This is a genomic window from Rhodococcus sp. 1R11, from assembly GCF_004563845.1.
Taxonomy (GTDB): Bacteria; Actinomycetota; Actinomycetes; order Mycobacteriales; family Mycobacteriaceae; genus Rhodococcoides.
Genome location: NZ_SPNG01000024.1, coordinates 1 through 16,366 on the forward strand (window position 1 = coordinate 1; position 16,366 = coordinate 16,366).

The 16,366-nt window shown below is 62.8% G+C and carries 14 protein-coding genes; 2 read left to right on the forward strand and 12 right to left on the reverse strand.

Annotation, left to right across the window (positions count from 1 at the left end):
- The 9 genes from E4P29_RS25560 to E4P29_RS25595 form a co-directional block, all read right to left on the reverse strand.
- The coding region (locus E4P29_RS25560; protein ID WP_280634561.1) for a carboxyl transferase domain-containing protein at nt 1–550 on the reverse strand (550 nt) is incomplete at its 3' end.
- A gap of 697 nt (nt 551–1,247) precedes the next feature.
- The gene (locus tag E4P29_RS25565) at nt 1,248–2,816 is read right to left on the reverse strand and encodes a sugar ABC transporter ATP-binding protein (protein WP_135048032.1); all 1,569 of its coding nucleotides are present in this window, start codon (nt 2,814–2,816) and stop codon (nt 1,248–1,250) included.
- A 213-nt stretch (nt 2,817–3,029) separates the two neighbouring features.
- Nucleotides 3,030–4,031 (reverse strand): biotin-dependent carboxyltransferase family protein, encoded by a 1,002-nt coding sequence (locus E4P29_RS25570; RefSeq protein WP_135048035.1) that lies wholly within the window; start codon nt 4,029–4,031, stop codon nt 3,030–3,032.
- Complete coding sequence (locus E4P29_RS25575) at nt 4,028–4,924, reverse strand: carboxyltransferase domain-containing protein (protein WP_167735619.1); 897 nt, start codon at nt 4,922–4,924, stop codon at nt 4,028–4,030. The genes E4P29_RS25570 and E4P29_RS25575 overlap by 4 nt, the downstream gene beginning before the upstream one ends.
- A complete protein-coding gene (locus tag E4P29_RS25580; RefSeq protein WP_135048039.1) occupies nt 4,921–5,706 on the reverse strand; it encodes a 5-oxoprolinase subunit PxpA in 786 nt (261 codons plus the stop codon). Before E4P29_RS25580 ends, E4P29_RS25575 begins: the two co-directional genes overlap by 4 nt.
- Nucleotides 5,699–6,928, reverse strand: a complete 1,230-nt coding sequence (locus E4P29_RS25585) for a sugar ABC transporter permease (protein WP_135048041.1) — start codon at nt 6,926–6,928, stop codon at nt 5,699–5,701. Before E4P29_RS25585 ends, E4P29_RS25580 begins: the two co-directional genes overlap by 8 nt.
- Nucleotides 6,929–6,978: 50 nt before the next feature.
- Nucleotides 6,979–8,103, reverse strand: coding sequence for a substrate-binding domain-containing protein (locus E4P29_RS25590; RefSeq protein ID WP_167735620.1), 1,125 nt, complete (start codon nt 8,101–8,103; stop codon nt 6,979–6,981).
- Nucleotides 8,100–8,594 (reverse strand): hypothetical protein, encoded by a 495-nt coding sequence (locus E4P29_RS26185; RefSeq protein WP_167735621.1) that lies wholly within the window; start codon nt 8,592–8,594, stop codon nt 8,100–8,102. The genes E4P29_RS25590 and E4P29_RS26185 overlap by 4 nt, the downstream gene beginning before the upstream one ends.
- 993 nt (nt 8,595–9,587) lie before the next feature.
- Nucleotides 9,588–11,156: an amino acid permease gene (locus E4P29_RS25595; RefSeq protein ID WP_135048045.1), complete on the reverse strand. Its 1,569-nt coding sequence runs from the start codon at nt 11,154–11,156 to the stop codon at nt 9,588–9,590.
- A gap of 521 nt (nt 11,157–11,677) precedes the next feature.
- Between E4P29_RS25595 and E4P29_RS25600 the strand changes: the two genes are divergently transcribed.
- Nucleotides 11,678–12,757: a tartrate dehydrogenase gene (locus E4P29_RS25600; protein WP_135048047.1), complete on the forward strand. Its 1,080-nt coding sequence runs from the start codon at nt 11,678–11,680 to the stop codon at nt 12,755–12,757.
- 666 nt (nt 12,758–13,423) lie between these two features.
- Here the strand turns inward: E4P29_RS25600 and E4P29_RS25605 are convergent.
- Nucleotides 13,424–14,380 carry a DMT family transporter gene (locus tag E4P29_RS25605; RefSeq protein WP_135048049.1) on the reverse strand — a complete coding sequence of 319 codons (957 nt, stop codon included), beginning with the start codon at nt 14,378–14,380 and terminating at the stop codon, nt 13,424–13,426.
- A gap of 73 nt (nt 14,381–14,453) precedes the next feature.
- On the opposite strand from E4P29_RS25605, the gene E4P29_RS25610 reads away from it, so the two are divergent.
- Nucleotides 14,454–15,371, forward strand: a complete 918-nt coding sequence (locus tag E4P29_RS25610) for a LysR family transcriptional regulator (RefSeq protein ID WP_135048051.1) — start codon at nt 14,454–14,456, stop codon at nt 15,369–15,371.
- 102 nt (nt 15,372–15,473) lie between these two features.
- Here E4P29_RS25610 and E4P29_RS25615 read toward each other — a convergent pair whose 3' ends face one another.
- Both E4P29_RS25615 and E4P29_RS25620 read right to left on the reverse strand, forming a co-directional pair.
- Nucleotides 15,474–15,800: an SMR family transporter gene (locus E4P29_RS25615; protein ID WP_135048053.1), complete on the reverse strand. Its 327-nt coding sequence runs from the start codon at nt 15,798–15,800 to the stop codon at nt 15,474–15,476.
- The gene (locus E4P29_RS25620) at nt 15,797–16,123 is read right to left on the reverse strand and encodes an SMR family transporter (protein ID WP_245154498.1); all 327 of its coding nucleotides are present in this window, start codon (nt 16,121–16,123) and stop codon (nt 15,797–15,799) included. The genes E4P29_RS25615 and E4P29_RS25620 overlap by 4 nt, the downstream gene beginning before the upstream one ends.
- Between the last annotated feature and the right edge of the window lie 243 nt (nt 16,124–16,366).

Genomic DNA, 16,366 nt, shown 5'->3' on the forward strand with positions numbered 1-16,366 from the left:
CGGGGCCCATGATCACCGAGATCTGCGGGATCACCCCCGATGCGCGGACGTTGCGGTGAAAGATCTCCCCGTACAACCCCAGCGAGACCACACCTTCCTGGATGCGGGCCCCGGCACCTTCGTTGATGCCCACCAACGGACGGCCGGTCTTGATCGCCAGATCCATCACCTTGACGATCTTCTCGCCGTAGATCTCCCCCAGAGAGCCACCGAACACGGTCGCGTCCTGGGAGAACACGCACACATCACGGCCATCGACGGTGCCGTAGCCGGTGACGACACCGTCACCGAGGGGCCGGTTCTCCCCCAACCCGAAATTCTGGGATCGGTGCCGCGCCAACGCATCGAGCTCGACGAACGAACCCTCGTCGAGCAGGGCGGTGATCCGCTCCCGCGCAGTCAACTTGCCCTTCGCGTGGACCCGCTCCACCGCCGCCTCACCCGAGGGATGCTCCGCACCCGCGAGACGTTTACGAAGATCGGCCAATTTACCCGCAGTGGTATGGATATCGGGTTCGACCTGCGTTCTAGTGAACAATGATTGAGTCATGTCTTCCTTCGATCGGCTGTTCATCGGCTCATCCCCACGAACCGCGGGCCTGCGTGGCAACGGTGGCGACGCGTGTCACCCGAGCTGTGCCCGATCTGGCCGGACCACTCGGTGGTGTAGCTGAGGGTGTTTGTCATCGGGGGTTCCTTCCAGTTCGAGGCAGCGAGAACCTTCGTTGGGCTGTACACCGCCGATGCCAGGCTCGAGATGTCCGAGTCGAGCACCTTGGGCAGGCTGATCGCCCGAATAGGCTCCATCCGAACGGATTTCACGTGTCACGTTGCAATTCTTCGCGGCAGTTCGAGGCAATGGCTCAGTGCAACTCGATGTCGGCTTCGAGCGCACAGCACCCCAGGAGGGGACACAGGTCGAATGCCTCGCAGACCCGCTTATCGCCGATGCTCCGGACGAATGCGCCACAGTGTGGGTGAATTTCTGTCAGGCCCCGTCGGGAAGCGCGCCAAACGCTGACCGCGCCCCGGGCTGCGTTGAAGTTGCCAACCAACGTCACCTCGGGCAGCGGTGAGCTTGGTTTGTACTTGCCGCAGATCACCAACTACCCGATGTGCGAGATGACGGCATCGGTCGACGTCTGGGGTCGCGCCAAGGCGCGGCCACGGTTGGGCATGGTGGTTCTGGTCTGCGTGGCACCCTGGCGGCCGGGGAGCGGGGGCCTGCTAGGGCCAGCTGGTCTCGGTCACGAGTGTTCTCCTATTGCAGCGGACATGATTGTTTCTTCTTTGAAGTCTTCGCGCTTCAGTTCGGCCGTGATGTGGCCGTGCGAGAGCACCAATATGCGGTCGGCCATCCCCATGACCTCGGAGAGATCGGACGAGACCAGAAGGATGCCGCGTCCCTCGCCGGCGAATTCGTTCATCGTTTCGTAGATACGTGCCCGGGCACCCACGTCGACGCCCAGGGTGGGTTCGTGCATGATCAGCACCTGTGGATCCGTGGCCAGCCAGCGACCGGCGATGACCTTCTGCTGGTTACCGCCGCTGAGTTCGGATATCTTCTGGTCCACGGAAGCGACGGCGATCTGCATGCCCTGACGGTGCTTGGCGGACAGGGCGAAATCGTCGCGGGCGCGGATGATCCCGAAACGCGAAAGCGACGGCAGTGCGGCGATCGACATGTTCGACGACACCGACATGTGCGGCAGGATCGCGCGGTTCTTGCGGTCATCGGGGATGTAGCCGATACCGCACCGCATGGCGTCTGCAGGAGAACCGATGTGCACCGTCTCGCCGTCGCGGGTGAACCTTGCCGACGAGGCGGTGTTGCTGACACCGAACAAACTGCGTGAGGTTTCGGTGGTACCGGATCCGACGACGCCGTAGATGCCCAGGACCTCACCGCGGTGGAGTTCGAAGCCGATGCCGTCAACCACGTCGGGCTTACCGGGGATGGAGCTGCGGACGTGCAGGTCCTGCACGGCGAACAGCACCTTGCCGGGCTCGAAGACCTGCTTGGGGTACAGGTTCTCGATGTCTTTGCCGACCATGGCCTTGATGATCGCGGCGGAATCTAGATCTCGTGCAGTGACTCCATTCTTGACTACCCGACCGTCGCGCATCACTGTAATCTTGTCCGCAATCCGGGCGATCTCCTTGAGCCGGTGCGAAATATAGATGACCAGAACGCCTTGGTCGCGAAACAGTTTGATCCGGTCGAACAGGACGTCGATCTCGGATTCGGTGAGCGCGGCGGTGGGCTCGTCGAGCACCACCACCCGGGCACCCTGGCTCATGGCGCGGGCGATGCTGACGAGTTGCTTTTGGGCCGTGGTCAACTCGCGCATGAGTTGGGTGGGATCGATGTCGAGTTTGAAAGTGGTCAGCCATTTGACGGCTTCCTTCAGCATGACGCGCCGATCCACCAGGCCCATCTTGGTGGGTTCCCGGTTGAGCAGCAGGTTCTCGGCCACCGACATCTCCGGAACCACCTGAAGTTCCTGCGGCACAAGGAAAATGCCACGAGCTTCGGCGGCACCGACGGAGTCGAACGAGACCGGCTGCCCGTCCAGGTGAAAGGTGCCGGTTGCGCCAGAGGTGGGGTAGAACCCGCCTATGAGTTTGATCAGCGTCGACTTGCCGGCGCCGTTCTCGCCGAGCAGGGCGTGCACCTCGGAGTCGCCGAATGTCAGGGAGACATCTTTCAGGGCGCGGGTGCCTCCGAAGACCTTGGAGACGTTCGATACGGCCAGCAGTGGGGCCCTGGGGGATTCGGCAGCACGGTCGCGGATGCCGGAATTCATAACAGTCATCTTGTTACACCTTGCTTACTGTCAATTGTCGGAGAATGGATTGCGGAGCAGCTGACCCGCCGCGCGCGGCGTCGGGCACTACCGAGACCGGACGATCGCCCAGCAGCTAGAGGATTAGAGCGGGTTGCTCGAGTTCCTCGTCGACGTTCGTCGGCGATGACTGCAATCGGGGCCATGTCGGCTATCTCTTCTGGTCGGATCTGGGCGACGCAGTCATGCCGCACCGCTGGCGGTCGTGAGTTCGTCGACTTTCACCAGATATTCGGCACCGGCACAGGCGTTCTCGTGCTCGATCAGACGGTTCCGGGCACTGGCTCGGTCGATGGCGGTGAACCGGATCTGATGCCCGCCGCGTACCTGTGCCAGTCGCCACATCGATGCGCCGGCAATTACATACGGCGTGATGAAGCCGCCTTGGCTGGGTCCGTCTACCGGTAGGACGATCGGCGAGGTGCCCGCCAGATTCACCCCACCGAGTGGATAGCCGGTGTTCACCACATTCGACGGGTCACCGCCGTTGTCCGGGGGTTTGTTCAGGGCGCGGTCCGAGAATTCCAGCGCAGGACCCACCAAGCGGCATCCGGTGCGATCACTTTGAGCGGTGACTGTCCACGGTGCGTCCAGGAAAGCCTGGTGTCCCGCCGGAGTCAGCCAGTCGCTGTGTGGGCCGAGTACCACGTCGATGGCGACGTAATGGCCGAAGTCGGGGACTGCGGGCGGCGCAAGCAGTCGCGGCGGCACGGGCCCGGTCCGGGCGATCGGGATCTGCATGCCAGCAGCCAGGGCCCGGCCGCCGATCCCGCCGATGCCCGCCCGCACGAACGTGGATCTACTGCCCAGAACCGGCTGCGAGCGAATGCCGCCGGCGATCGTCAGGTAGCTACGGATACCGCGGACAGCGGTGCCTATGTTCAGGACCTGTCCCGCCCGCACTTCGACCGTCTGCCACATGGGCAGTGGCCTGCCGTCGAGTGTCGCGTCGGTGACGGCACCGGTCAATGCCACCGTCGAGGCCACGTCGAACCTGAGAGTGGGGCCGATGAGCTGAATCTCGAGGCCGGCAGCCGACACGGCGTTGCCCAAGAGTGCGTTGCCGATCCGAAAGGACCGATCGTCATACGGGCCCGAGGGCGGAATCCCCACGGCACGAAGTCCACGCCGACCGGGGAAGTCCTGGACGGTGGTTTCCAGGCCCGGCGCTATCACATGAATCATGTTGCGTCTCCGTGGTTCTGGTGAGTTCCGTATTGTTCGTGGTAGCGGTGCAGATCGAAGACCTCCGACCCGAGCGTGGTGTGCTCGAAATCCCCGCTGTCGACCTGCGCTTCGATCGCCGTGAATTCGTCGGCGTCGATTCGGCGGAACCGCACTCGGTCACCGGGACGGAACAGCACCACTGATCCGTCGAATCCTGTTTGCGCTGTCCGGTCCAGACCGTAGATGGGCGTAGGGGTCCGTCCGATCAGGTGGTACCCACCGGGGGTCTCGAGTGGGTAGATCGAGGTGAAACCGCCACCGACACCGACACCGCCACGAACCGTCCAGATTCGCGGCGGGTCGTATTTGGGGACGAACAGCCTCTTGTCCGGATCGAGCGGAAACATGTCCGGCAGTCCCGGCCAGAACCCCACTCCAGCCACCCAGTGCTCGGTGGAACTGTGACGCTCGTAGAGTTCCTCGCAGCTGTCGAGCTGGTTGGAGCGGGCGACGAAGGTGGGGTTGTGTTCGATCGGCGCGACCTTCTCGCGGTAGTCCTGCACACAGGCTTCCGACCAGGGATCGCCGTAATACACCGGAATTTCGACGAGCCGGGACCGGTGCGACAGTTCCATATCGTCACCGATCGCCTCGACCAGCGCATGGCATCGCCGCTCCACCGTCTCGGCGTCGACCACCAGCGGGTCCAGTCCCAGCAGCACAGACGCGAACATTGGAACCACATCGGTCACACCGTCGATGGCAGCATCGTCGATCAGTTCCGCCAACCGCAGGGTGCGCAAACTCATCCGCAACCCGCCGGTCCTGCCGAGTTCGATCAGCAGATGCTGCTCACCGCATGGCAGGACGCGGATCTCACCGGCGTCCTGAACTACCGAGTCTGCACTCACGTCCGGTCGCCACCCTCCCACGGGCGTTGCCCGTCCTCGGTGAGGATCGACCACAATGCGGCCGCTACTTCCGGGGCGTTGGGTCCGTCACTGTGCATGCAGACCACGGTGGCGTCGAAATGCAGCCGGGTGCTGCCGTCGTTTGCCGACGTTGTGCCGCTGGATACGACGTCGCGCATCCTGTCACTCATCTCGGCGATGTCGACCGGTTCCGGGTTGCGGGTGATTACCAGCTTGCCGTCGGGTGTGTACTCGCGGTCGGCAGTGAATTCATCGACCGGGTTGAGTCCACGTTGGCGGGCGATCTCGAAGGTAGGTGTGTTCTTCATGGCGATCCACGGCAATCCGGGATCGAGGATCTCCACCGCGTCGGCGAACGCGTGCGCCAGTTCGGGTTCCCACAGCATCGAGTAGAGCACCCCGTGCGGTTTGACGTGCGACATGGTGGTGCCGGCCGCCGTGAGCACTGCTTGCAACGCCCCCAGTTGATAGAGCACCATGTCGGTGAGTTCGGCGGGAGCCACATCCAGACGACGCCGGCCGAATCCCTGGAGATCGGGTAGCGAGGGATGGGCACCACAGAGAACACCGTGTGTCACTGCTGAATCCGCGGCCCTCCGCATGGTCGACGGGTCGCCGCCGTGGTAGCCGCACGCGATGTTGGCGGTGGACAGATATTGCATCACCTCGTCGTCGTGGCCGACACGCAGCCGGCCGTAGGACTCGCCGAGGTCGCAGTTGATGCCCCTCCGCAGGTGCCGTTGCGGCCACTGGTCAGGCATGTGCGCGCCGTCCCCGGATGTCGATGTACACGGCAACCAGCAGTACCACTCCGGTGACGATCATCTGGTACGAGGAATCGATGTTCATCAGGCCCATGCCGTTGATCAGCGTCTCCAACAACAGGGCCCCGAACACGGCACCGGTGGCGGTACCGACCCCGCCGAACAGGCTGGTGCCACCGATCACGGCCGCACCGATCACGGAAAGTTCAAGTCCAACACCGGCATTGGGGCTGCCGACGCCGGAACGCGAGAGCATCATCAGGCCGGCGATGCCGTACAGCACACCCATGAAAACGAAGACGATGAAGGTCAGTTTGCGGGCATTGATGCCGGCGTAGCGTGCCGCCTCGGCGTTGCCGCCGATTGCATACAGGGACCGGCCGAACCGGGTGCGTGCCAACATGAATGTCACGACCACCAGTACCACGACCATGATGGCCGACGGCAACGGTGCGCCCCGGTAAGAGGCCATGACCAGGGTCGCGGCCAGCGCGGCGACAAAGGTCAGCGCGGCCGGTATCACCACGATGGAGGTTATCGAGGCCTCGATGCCGGCATCCTGGCGGGCGCGGAATTCGCGGTACTTCGCCCAGATGAACGCTGCCAACAGCAGTACGATCAGCGGCACGAACACCCAGGTCGACAGGTAGGTCTGCGAGATGAACGACACCGACGATCCCGCGGACACCGTGGAACCATCCGTCAGGGCCAGGGCGAGCCCACGCAGGCCGAGCAATGAACCCAGGGTGACGATGAAGGACGGAACGCCCAGCACGGCAACCCAGAATCCTTGCCAGACACCGATCACCATCCCGACCCCGATGGTCATCAGGATCAGCACGGGCGTCGACAGCGACAGCCCGAAGCCATTTGTCGAATCGACCAGCAGCGCCGAGAACACTGCGCAGAACCCCACCGAGGATCCGACCGACAGGTCGATGTGGCCGCAGACCATGATCATGACCACGCCGGCGGCGAGCAGTGCAGTGATCGCAACCTGAACTGTAAGTGTAGTGAGGTTCCGTGGGGTCAGGAACAGCCCATCGGTCAGCACTTGGAAAACCAACCACATCAGGATCAGTACACCGATCAGGGTCAGTGCCCGCAATTGGCTTACGGGGACGCCGAACCTGTTGAACCCGCGGTGACCAGGTGCGTCACCGCCCTTCGGTGGGGCCTGTGGTGCTGAAGGAGTGGGGTCATTGGTAGTTGTTGTCATTGAAGGTTCCTCACCTCATCGAATTTGGTCTGATGCTGCGGTTGGGCTGACTACAGGCCCACTGCGGCGGGCGTTGTCCACCAGGGGTTCTCGTCGACGAACTGGGCAACCGAAATCGAGTCGGGCAGCGCGCCGTCTTTGGTCACGTTCCGCAGGGGAGTCTTGAAGAACGGAATGGTCTCCCCACTGCCGTTGTCGTAGGTGTCGCCGTCCCACGACTTGCCTTCGAGGGCGTTGAAGAGCAGTTGCGCGGAGTTGCGCCCCATCTGGTCGAAGGCGGTCCAGGCACTGACGTGGGCGTCGCCACCGAGGATGAGTTTGAGCATCTCGGGCTCGCAGTCCTCGCCGGAGACGATAATTTTGCCGGCGAGTCCCTGGGCACGGATAGCCTGGACGATCCCGTAGGTCATGCAATCGCAGTAGGAGAGGACGCCGGCGAGTTGGTTGCCCGATATGGTCAGTGCCTGCTCGATCTGTTTCTGCGCCAGATCGCCGGACCAGGCCCGGTTCCACTGATCGGACACCACCGCGATGGTTCCGGAATCGATCATCGGCTTGAGGATGTTCATCCCGCCTTCGGCCTTGAGCTGGGCCATATCGGTGCCCTCTTCGCCCTTGGCAATGGCGTAATTACCCTCCGGGGCCATCGCAACCATCGCAGCACCGAGCATTTCGCCGAGCGCAATCCCGTCCCGGGCGGAGACTCCGGCAAGTTTGGCCTCGGGAACCACATAGTTGTGCGCAATTACAGGGACTCCCGCGCTGTTGGCCATCTGCACCATCGCCTTCGCGGCGTCGACGTTCACCGGTGCCAGCACGAGTCCCTCGATGCCCTGGTTGAGCGCATTCTCGACCTGCTTGAGTTGCAGGTCTACATCGTTGTTCGACGACTGGATCGGCATCGGGTTCATACCGAGCGCCTGGGCCTCCTGGATGAAGAAGGGCCCGTCCGCGGCCTTCCAACGCACGGCGTCGTAGGTCGGTACGATCATGGCGACTTTGTAACCGCCACTGCCGCCGCCCTCTTTCGCGCAGGCAGTCAAGGAACTACCGGCGAATGTGGCGGCGGCTGCGCCGGCAGCCAGCCCCAGGGCACGGCGCCGGTTCATCACGAACTTGTCCGACGGACTGCTCGAGTTGCGGCTGAACGGATTGAGTTTACTGGGAGTCTTCATTTCTGAGTTCTTTCGGTTTGTGAGAGGTGCCCGGTGAAAGGTGGTGCGTACGGTTCTTGTAGGCAGCGAAGCAGCGTCGTAGCGGTCGGTGCCTGATCGCGCACGCAGCGGATCTGGGTGATGAGCGGACCGTGCTGCCAGGCAAATGCCCAGCGGGTGGAATGCCAAAATCCGTCGTCGATCGGCTCTTCGTAGCACTCGCCGTGGATGACGTGTATGTCGTTGCGACTGAACGGGATCCGAGTGTGAGGCAGGTTGGTTACCCGAAGCTCCTCGGCCAGTGGGACGAACCATGCCCGCTGGGTGAGCCGGAAGAAGCGCCCGCCGTCGGCGGACCTGAAGGAGAATTCCACGCCACCCCCCGACGCGAACGCAGCGGCACGGTCCAGTTGGTAGCCCGAGGGCAGCAGTGTCGGCAGCTGTGGTCGCAGGCCGGCCTCGTCCGCCAGTGCGGCGGCGATACTGTGTTCCTCTGAGGTAGTGCGCCGCACGCTACGCGCGTAAATTCGGGACCTCGAGCCGACTGACAGCAGGAACCATCGCGCGGTACGCGACAAGTCGCGGCGGCGTCGGTCACGAACCTTGTCGTCGAATCGATACATATCGGAGCCCGACGGATGAGTGCCAGTTGTCGGGTCTGGTGCTATCACGGCTACGTTTGCCTCTCGCCGATGGTCGATCACTTGATTGTCCATCAATCAACAATGACTGTATGGGCCAGTGTGATTGAGAGTCAAGAGATAGTTGGCAGTGAGCGTGTCGTAGATCTCACGGAGAGGCTCTTGCCAGCCGTTTTACCTGGGATTAACATAGTAGGTTCTCTGAATGGGGTCGGTTGCGTGCATGTGCCATTGCTGTCCGTGGCCACATGGAAGTCCTCGATTACCAGAGATCACTGCTTCTGAGTTTTCGAGCGTTTCCACCCGTATTCGTGCTCTCGATCAGGAACTTCTGTTTCGGGCGGTGACGGAGAGTTCTCGTTTGTCGTCGGCAGAGTGAACAGCGGCGGGCTCACTGGGATCGGTGGTCGTGAACGTTCGCAGAGTGCGAATGTCGGTCACCGTCTCCACGACGACACCGTCCGTCGACGTGAGCGCGCCGGCACCGCCGGATCCGGTGCTTTCGACTCGGTTCCGTTGGCGGATGGCTATCGAATCACGCGCACGGCATGGGCTGGTCGACGGGAGCATCGAATCGGAGAGTCGAACCGATGATCGGCGGAACGCAATGTCAGTTCGTTTACGCTGCCGACCGTTCGAAGGTGAGGATGTCAGTAGTCGGCTCGCCACAGTGGGCTTCGAACGGAGGACATAGCAAGACGTTGGCCCTCATCGGGAATCGGTGACGATCACAGTCGACGAGGGTGACGCCGTCGAAACTGCCCTTTTCTGACGTCGACCTTCCAGAACTGTCCGGCTGAGAGCACCGGGCCCCTGAGCGTCAAGGCACGAGTGGCCCGGTGCATGTAACCGCGGGTAAGCGCTCTAAGTGAGGTCGAGTTCTCCGGCAACGGCTGTGACCTGATTGATCGGTCCGGTGAACCATTTCTTCACCGACGCGTGCCAGTAGAAAAACAGCAGGATCAGCACGCCGCCGACGAGTAGCGGGGTGTAGTTGACGAACTTCCACTCGAAGCTCGGGTCCCACGGCACACCGCCCAACGAGGTCGGGAACATGGCAATGATCGAGGTGACAACGATCTCGACGAGCGCGACGGGTGCCATCCACTTGTGGTGACCGCGCAGATTCCATTTGCCGACGGGGAACGAGTCACCGGCCTTCCAGCGGAAGTAGATCGGCACAGCGAAGCACAGGTACAAGCCGACGACGCCGATGGAGGCTACGGCGAAGAACGCGACCGGAACGGGTGCGCCGTTGACGTCGACCTCGACCAGCGCCGGCAACGTGATGACTGCCGCGAGCGCGGCGGTGACGATCACGCCGTTGGCAGGAATCTTGTTCTTGCTGACCTTCGACCACAGCTGATGACCCGGTACCGCGCGGTCGCGGCTGAACGCGAACAGCATCCGCGAACTACTGGTCTGGATGGCAGTGAGGCAGAACAGCTGACCAGCCGTCGAGATCAGCAACACGACGCCCACCCACGGCGAGCTCATCGCCTGGCTGAAGATCACCGCGACCGCACCACCACCCGCGGACACCGCATCCGAATCGTTCACTGCGAACAGGAAGGTGAGCAACAGGATCCAGCCGCCGATGGCGGAGTAGACGATGGCCCGCCAAATTCCCTTGGCAGCTCCGTCGGCCGCGCCCTTGGTTTCCTCGGAGATGTGCGCGGACGCGTCGTAGCCGGTGATCGTGTACTGGGTAAGGATCGCCGAGATCGGCAGTACGAAGATCAGCCAGCCGACCCCGGACGTGGCACCGTTGAACATTCCGGTGTTGTTGACGGTCTTGGCGAAGACGTCGGACAGGCTGGCGTGTTGCTTGGGTACCACGATGAGGATGGCGATGACGCAGGTTGCGCCCGCCACGTGCCACCAAACCGAAATGTTGTTGATGACGGCCAGTAGGTGCGAGGAGAAGATATTGATGGTCGCCGACATAGCCAGGATCACGAGGAAGATGACGAAGACTCTCGTCAGGCTGTACCCGGCCAGCCACGTCTCGCTGAAGGTGCCGAGGGTGAGGTCGAGGAACGTCGCCGCGCCGTATGCCGTCGACGCGAGGATGGCGATGAGGCCGATGATGTTCAGCCAGCCGGTGTAAAAGCCGGCCTTGGCGCCTCCGAGTTTGCTTGCCCACCAGTAGATGCCGCCTGAGGTGGGGTAGGCCGACACCAGTTCGGACATGCACAGTCCAATAAACAGGATGAACACCGACACGATGGGCCAACCCCAGGCGATGGCGGCAGGCCCCCCATTGTTCCAGCCGAGCCCGAACGAGGTGAAGCAGCCCGCCAGTATGGAGATGATCGAGAACGAGATGGCGAAGTTGCTGAAGCTCGACCAGGAGCGATTCAGCTCCTGGGTGTAGCCGAGTGATGCGAGGTGTTTTTCGTCGTCGGACAGTTCTTCGTGACCCTGTGGCACAGTATTTCTCCTTCTTGGGGAGCGCCCACGAGGACGTTCGCTGCAGGAGATTAAAGCACTGACGAACTAATGATTGTCAGACAATCGGCATTCGCGTAACGTCTGTTGTGTGCACGGCGTGATCGGCAACCGACTGGCAGGCCCGTTCTGGGAGGCCGAACCCGCTACGTGGACCAACCCAATGGGCCGAAAACGCCTCCTTGTCAGCGTTCACGGGTGACGTCGATGCGTCGACTGCCTACCGCGCGTGACGATACGTTCCATGTCCAGGCCCACTCGGGGAGTTCAGCGTCGAGGTGGCGCACCCCGACGACGACCCGTTGACGATCAATCTGCCGACCGTGTCAGCGGCGCTGGACGAACCGAGGAACAGCGAGTGCTCACCGTCGCGGGCCCGCACCGTGCCGCCCGAATGCTCAGTTGTCTTCCGGGGATCCTGCTGCCGCAAGCGGTAGTCACCGCAGCTCGATGACCCGCTCAGGCATGCCAACCCTCCCATCCCTTCCGTAAGGATTTTCAGTATGTCCACCACTCACCGCATCGCCGTCATTCCCGGTGATGGCATCGGCACAGAAGTAGTGCCCGAAGGTCTGCGCGTTTTGGACGCCGCCGCCTCTGCGTTCGACTTCGACCTCGACTACGAACACTTCGATCACTCCAGCGCCGCCTATTACTCCCAACACGGAAAGATGTTGCCCGACAATTGGTTCGACGATCTTCGACGGTTCGACGCGATCTTCTTCGGCGCAGTCGGCTGGCCGGATGTGGTGCCCGATCACGTCTCGCTGCGGGGCAGTCTGCTGCAGTTCCGGCGGGCGTTCGACCAGTACGTGAACCTGCGGCCGGTCCGGTCGATGCCGGGAGTGCGCAGCCCGCTCGCCGGCCGCGAGCCCGGTGACGTCGACTTCTACGTCGTGCGAGAGAACACCGAGGGGGAGTACTCCAGCGTCGGCGGCAAGATGTTCGAGGGCACCGAGCGCGAGATCGTGATGCAGGAGACGGTCATGACGCGCGTCGGCGTCGACCGAATCCTCCGGTACGCCTTCGATCTTGCGCAGAGCCGACCCAAGCGGCACCTCACCTCGGCCACGAAGAGCAACGGCATCTCGATTTCCATGCCGTACTGGGACGAGCGCGTGCGGGCGATGTCCACGAACTATCCCGGCGTCGGCGTGGACAAATATCACATCGACATCTTGACGGCGAACTTCGTCTTGCATCCCGACTGGTTCGACGTCGTCGTCGCGTCGAACCTCTTCGGCGACATCCTGTCCGACCTCGGACCGGCGTGCACCGGCACCATCGGCATCGCGCCGAGTGCAAACATCAACCCGGAGCGACGCTTCCCGAGCTTGTTCGAACCCGTGCACGGCTCGGCTCCCGATATCGCCGGCCGAGGCGTCGCCAACCCTATCGGCCAAATTTGGTGCGCCTCCATGATGTTGACGCACCTCGGCGAAAACCGCGCTGCCGCAGCAGTACTCGCGGCAGTCGAAACAGTTCTGGCCAAAGGCGGGGATACCCTGACTCCGGACATGGGTGGTTCGGCCGGCACCGACACCCTCGGTAAGGCCATCGCCGACGCCGTGGCGGCCTCGTGAGCCTCCACTACATGATTCCACCTCGGGACCGCCCGCTACACGATTCACCGAGATGTTGTTCGAATTCAGCTGCGACGGCGACATCGGTCGGACTTCACACACGGCTCTCGTCCTCTTGTGAACGCGTCGGAGTCTTCCGAACAGTGTCACTCGATCCACGAGGTAGTGGGACCAGTAATAGGGTCCAGAAGCTCCGACGAATTCACAATGGACTTTCACGCAAGGACTCGCTCCTGAACCTTGGTGATCTGCTGACTGACGCCGTCGGGAAGAGGTGTTGAGCAGTGGTTTCCGAACAATCGAGTGATCCGCTGGTTGCGTTTGCTGTCGTGTGGGAGCCGTTCGGGGGAGCGTCGGCATCGGACGTATTCGTCGAGTTCGGACTCGGAATGGGTGAGTACCGCCGACGGTTGCGAGAGCAATTGAACGGATCAGCCGGGGACTGCGTCGAACCAGCGGTGCGTCATCGACTGGTCGAGTATTCACGCCGTCCGGCAAAACCCGAGAGCCGCGTCGGCGAATAGCGCAGGTGTAGTCGCGATTCGCCGTGCCTTGATGGGCCGTGACGTCGCCGTCCGTACCGTGGAACTAGCTGGTCCACTTCAAGGCGTGCTCGGGTGACATCCGTTCCTCGGCGCTCGAACGGGCAAACGGCGAGATGCGGCGTCACCTCGCCCGTCCGGTGGAAAACCTCGAACCCCACGAGTGCTCGACCGGGCGGCGATGTGTGGCACCCCAGATCGCGATCACGACCACCGTACAGCCCACGAACTGCATCATCGTTGGCTTCTCACGCAAGATCAGCACACCGAGCAAGACCGTCAATACCGGCTGGACCAGCAACAACGTTGCCCCCACTTCCGACGGCAACGACGGCAGTGCGTGTCCGATGAGCATCCACCCGAGGACCTGGCCGACGACGGCGAGAGCGATCAGCCACGGCACCGCCCTCCACCCTGGGGTGAGGTCCACTGCGCCCCAGATCGAGCCGACCATCGACCCGGACACTCCTGCGGTGACCGTGGAAACCAGGACCCCGGTCGTGGAGTGCGCACCGTCCCGATCGCGCCCCGCGGTGAAGATGTACACCCCGTACGCCACCCCGGACCCCAGCGCCAAACCCACACCGAGAACGAGACTTTGGTCGTGCGGATTCGACACCGCACCGGAGGCAAGGGCAATGCCTACGAACAGCACGGGCACAGCGAGAACGAACTGCCCGGGTACCCGTGCTCGCAGAATCATCCATGCCAGCACGGGAACGACGACCACCTGCACACTCATCACGACGGTCGAGATACCGGCGCCGATGAGCGAGATCGACTGCGACCACAGTGCGAAGTCAACACCGAGGAACAGTCCACCGATTGCGTGCATGAGCACCGAACGCGCCGGTGGGCGGCCGCGGCGGACGAGCTCTCTCCGTGCCAGGACCGCGAGGACAGGAAGCGCCACCACACACCGGAAGAAGGTCGCCGTGGCAGGGGAGACGTCGGCGAGTCCGATGAAGATGCCGGTCGACGAGATCGCCAGCGTTCCGGCGAGCACGAGAACTCGCGGATCGACGGGGATTGGCCGAGGCGCGGCGGAAGATGTCTTGGACGAAGCGATGTCGATACTCACATGTCCATTATCGGTAGCGAGAAGATAAAGCACAATTGAATGTTTGTGACTTTAAAGGAGTAGTATTGCTACTGTGTTGAACGTGGAGCGGGTACGTGCGCTGTGCAGTGTCGCCGAGCATGGCTCGGTCGCTGAAGCTGCCCGTCAGCTGCATGTGACCGCCTCGGGCGTCTCACAACAGCTGGCGAAGCTCGAACGCGAGGTGGGCGTCGAACTGTTGACGCAGGCCGGGCGCGGAGTGCAGCTGACCGAGGCGGGGCGTGTTCTCGCCCAGCGCGGGCAACAGATCCTGGCGTTGATCGCTACCTCCGAGGCCGAGATCGCGTCGCTGGGCGTCGACGTGGCAGGAGAGCTGCGGATCGGGTCGTTCTCCTCCGCGACGCGTTCGGTGATACCCCGGGCGTTGGCCGTGCTGCGCGAGCGGCACTCCCGACTCGAGGTGTCGTTCGTGGCCGGTGATGCCGAGGATCTGTTGCGCGACATCGAGCGCCGGCACCTGGACGTGGCATTGGTCGACAGCTGGGTCACGCTGCCTCTGCGGTTGCCGGAGGGCACGCGCCACACGCTCGTGCACGAGGATGTCGCTGACGTCGCTCTGCCGGCCGACCACCCTGAATCCGGTTCCGAGACAGTCGATTTGACTAACCTGGCCGACATGCCCTGGACAACGTGGAGGAAGGGTGAGTCCTTTCATCTGTGGTTGGTGCAGACCTTGCGCACTCGTGGCGTGGAGCCGCTCATCAGGTACGAGGTCCCAGAGTTCGCGGCCCAGCTCGAATTTGTCGCAAGCGGCCTCGCAGCGTCCCTGTTGCCACGTCTGGCGCGGGTGCACGTTCCCGAGAACGTCGCGATCAGGGCGGTCGATCCACCGCTGCGCCGAGAGATCTACGCGCTGTGGCGCGCCGACAACAGTCGGCCGTCGATCGAGGCCGCAGTTCAGGCACTGCGGGAGGTGTTCGAGCAGACCCCGGCCCGTGTACCGCGCACGTGAAAAGGCACCGGCGGGCGAGGTCATCGCTGTGCGGGGCACGTCGTCTCGACCGGGTTCTCCAGTGCAGCGTGTATTGGTACCGCAACCGATCACGGCAGGCGCTCAGAGAGTGATCGAACTTGTTTCTATGAGCAGTACTCCACCTATGATCACAGCGATACCAGCTGCCATGACCCAGTTCAACGGCTCTTTGAACAACAGACGCCCAGCGACAGCGGTCAGTGCTACGCCGCAGGCAGCCCAGATTCCGTACGCGACACCGACGGCCAAGCCGGCCGACAGTGTTGCGGACAGCAGGGCGAACGCGATCACGTATCCCGAAACAACTGGGAGAAACCAAATTCTCCTACGCCCGCCCTCGGACGCACGAAGTGCAAGCGTGGCAGCGACCTCTGAGGCGATTGCGCCGGACAACAGCCACCAGGTCATCCGGAGACTCCTTCTCGTGCCCGACCGGAGCCGAACTCGACCAGCAAAACGCCCCCGATGACGAATGCGATCCCGACGATCATGGTGGCGGTCAACGGTTCACCGAACAGGACGGTTCCAGAGACGGCAGTCAATGCAATTCCCGACGCTGCCCAAATCCCATAGGTCTTTCCGACCGGCGCGCCTGCACGAAGAATCAAAGACAACAACACGAACGAAATGCAGTACCCGGCGACGACCACGACATACCATATCGGCGCATCGAGCGCGGCTTTCATGGACAGAGCCGCGGCCGTTTCCGACAGAATTGCCGCGGTAAGCATCAGCCATATCCTGTTCCGCACGCACTCTCCCTGGATCGACGAATCTTCGAACGCCCCCATGCAGCCAGCCGATCTATCGGCGGGCTACACGGCTTACCCGCAGCGGGGTGGGCTTACGCGACTGCGCCTACTGCTGGTGGTTGCGGTGGGCGCAGTCGTCTTTGTGGTTCAGGCGGGTACGCGGTCGGCGTGCAGGCTCGGCAGGTCGGGGAATGCGTCTGCGACTCCGGGGTAGACGATCCG